We start from the raw sequence: 2,733 nt of genomic DNA on the forward strand, positions 1-2,733 counted from the left end.
GGAGAGTCCCCCTCACCCGGATTGCATCTTCGATGCAATCCGACCTCTCCCCGCAAGCGGGGCGAGGTGAAGAGCATCTCACTTCGCCGCGGCGAGCTTCAGCGGCTGCGGCATCAATCCGCCCATGGGACGGCCGGAGCGCGCGGGGTTGAGCTGGTAGAGGCCGCGGCGCTCGGTGATGGGACGGAACGCGTCGGTGATGCCGACGACGGATTCGGCGGCGCCAAGCAGCAAGGTGCCGTCGGCCTCCATCGTCTTCGCCATTCGCTCGAAGATCACCGCCTTGGTGTCCTGATCGAAATAGATCAGCACGTTGCGGCAGAAGATCACGTCGAACGTGCCGAGATGGGAGAAGTCCTGCAGCAGGTTGAGCTGGCGGAACTGCACCATGGCGCGGATGTCGGCATTGAGCTGCCAGAGCTCGCCGACTTGCGTGAAATACTTCATCAGCTGCTGGATCGGCAGGCCGCGCTGCACCTCGAACTGGCTGTAGACGCCGGCCTTGGATTTCTCCAGCACTTCCTGCGACAGGTCGGTGGCGACGATCTCGATACGCCAGCCGGCGAGCGCCGCGCCCATCTCCTTCACGCACATCGCGATCGAATAGGGCTCCTGCCCGGTCGACGACGCCGCCGACCAGATGCGCAGGCTCTTGCGTGCCGCGCGCGCCTGGATCAGGCCCGGCAGGATGGTATCGCGCAGATGATCGAACGGGATCTTGTCGCGATAGAAGAAGGTCTCGTTGGTGGTCATCGCTTCGACCACGTCGGTGGCAAGCCGGCCGTCACCGTTCCTGATCTTCAGCACGAGATCGGGAATGCCGGGAAGACTCGCCTTGCGCGCCAGCGGCAGCAGCCTGCTCTCGACGAGATACTGCTTGTCGGGCGACAGATCGAGGCCGGAGCGCTCTTTCAGGAACTTGCGCAGATAATCGTAATCGGTGGGCGTCACGAGCGGTCTCCCGCGAACAGGCGGTTGACCTTGGCGCCGATCTGGTTGAGCGGCAGGATCGCCGCGCAGATGCCGGCATTGGCTGCCGCGCCCGGCATGCCCCAGACCACGCTGGAGGCTTCGTCCTGCGCAATCACGCTGCCGCCGGCGGCGACGATGTCCTTGCCGCCGCGCATGCCGTCCGAGCCCATGCCCGTCAGGATCACGGAGAGGATGTTGCCGTGCCAGATGTCGATGGCGGAGGTGAAGAGCGGATCGACCGCGGGCTTGCAGAAATTGACGGCGGGGCCGTCGTCGAGCGCGATCACGGTGTCGGCGCCGTTGCGCGCGACCCGCATGTGCTTGCCGCCGGGCGCAAGATAGATCCGTCCCGGCTTCACCGGCTCACCGTCGACCGCCTCGGCTGCCGGCTTGCGGCTCGAGCGCGCCAGATGCTCGGCAAGGATGGTCGTGAAGGTCGGCGGCATGTGCTGGGTGATCAGCACCGGGAAGCGATCGATCACAGGGCCGAGCTCGGTGACGAGCGCCATCAGCGCCTGCGGGCCGCCGGTCGAGGAGCCGATCAGCAGCACCTTGGGGGCCTGGCTGGAGAACGGACGCGTGACCAGCGATCCCGACGACGGCGCCTGCAAGGCCGGCGCGGGCGCGGCGGGCCGCGCCACGGGACCGCGCGGGGCCGGAGCCGGAGTTGCGGGCGCCAGCGGCGGGCTCGCAACCGCGGGCTTGCGCCGCAGCCGCGCACCGAGATGACGGATCTTCTGGATCAGGTCGTGGTGAAAGATGTCCGCGGCCGACGCTTCACGCGTCGATTCCGGCTTCGGAATGTAATCGGCGGCGCCGAGCGACAGCGCCTTGAAGCTGATCTCCGCGTTGCGGCGGGGCAGCGTCGAGGCCATGATGATGACGAGATCGCGCTTCTTGGCCAGCAGTTGCGGCAGCGCCGAGATGCCGTCGAGCTCGGGCATTTCGATGTCGAGCACGGCGACGTCGGGGTTGATGCGTTCGAGCTGGTTGACCGCCTCGAGCCCGGTCCGCAAGGAAGCAGCGACCTCCATGTCGTGTTCGGCGCCGACCCAGCGCGAGATCAGACCGCGGATGACGACGGAGTCGTCGACGATCATCACGCGCAGCGGCCCGGCTTCGCGCGACGAGCCTGTGGTCGAATTCCCTGCGAACGCAACACTCATTACTCACCAACTCAGACTGAAAGGGAACGGTTGAAAACGGGCGCCGAAGGATCCGTGAGGCCTCCTCCGGCCGGTCGCTCAGATAAGGCCGACTTCCTGGAATTTCGCCGTCACGATGTCCTTGTCGAACGGCTTCATGATGTATTCGTTGGCGCCGGCATGCAGCGCGCGCGCGATATGCGCGACGTCGTTCTCGGTGGTGCAGAACACCACCTTGGGCTGGTCGCCGCCGGGCATCCGCCGGAGATGGCCGAGGAACTCGTAGCCGTCCATCACGGGCATGTTCCAGTCGAGCAGCACCGCGTCGGGCAAGCCGCGCTTGCAGGCTTCCAGCGCCTTCTCACCGTCCTCGGCTTCGAGGATCTGGAAGTCGAGGCCCTCCAGGATCCGGCGCGCAACCTTGCGGATGACGCTGGAATCATCAACGACGAGACAAGTTCGCATGTGAACCTCTGCTTCCTCCCCCTTTGCGGGGGGCACTTCCAATTACTGGCACGTCGGCGGCGAGGCCGCCGTATCAGGCCGCCATCATCTCGGGCGCGAGCTCGAGGACGCGGTCGACGTCGAGGACGACCATGAGCTGACCGTCGAGGCG

3 protein-coding genes and 1 pseudogene are annotated in these 2,733 nt (G+C 66.2%); all 4 read right to left on the minus strand.

The window, feature by feature from the left end; all coding sequences use genetic code 11:
* Window positions 1–78: 78 nt before the first annotated feature.
* Entirely contained in the window at window positions 79–951 is an 873-nt protein-coding gene (locus tag Q0743_RS33895) for a protein-glutamate O-methyltransferase CheR (RefSeq protein ID WP_298245747.1), read from the minus strand.
* Window positions 948–2,138: a chemotaxis response regulator protein-glutamate methylesterase gene (locus Q0743_RS33900; RefSeq protein WP_298245748.1), complete on the minus strand. Its 1,191-nt coding sequence runs from the start codon at window positions 2,136–2,138 to the stop codon at window positions 948–950. Before Q0743_RS33900 ends, Q0743_RS33895 begins: the two co-directional genes overlap by 4 nt.
* Before the next feature lie 78 nt (window positions 2,139–2,216).
* On the minus strand, window positions 2,217–2,582 hold the full coding sequence (locus tag Q0743_RS33905) for a PleD family two-component system response regulator (RefSeq protein WP_007600538.1): 366 nt from the start codon (window positions 2,580–2,582) through the stop codon (window positions 2,217–2,219).
* A 73-nt stretch (window positions 2,583–2,655) separates the two neighbouring features.
* Window positions 2,656–2,733: pseudogene (locus Q0743_RS33910) on the minus strand (chemotaxis protein CheW); the annotation flags it as partial.

Origin of the sequence: uncultured Bradyrhizobium sp. (genome assembly GCF_936943645.1) — a bacterium.
Classification (GTDB): Bacteria; Pseudomonadota; Alphaproteobacteria; order Rhizobiales; family Xanthobacteraceae; genus Bradyrhizobium.

What these genes read in the sequence shown, in the direction of transcription:
- Q0743_RS33900 (WP_298245748.1), bottom strand. Translation starts at nt 2,138, where the DNA reads ATGAGTGTTGCGTTCGCAGGGAATTCGACCACAGGCTCGTCGCGCGAA.
- Q0743_RS33905 (WP_007600538.1), bottom strand. Translation starts at nt 2,582, where the DNA reads ATGCGAACTTGTCTCGTCGTTGATGATTCCAGCGTCATCCGCAAGGTT.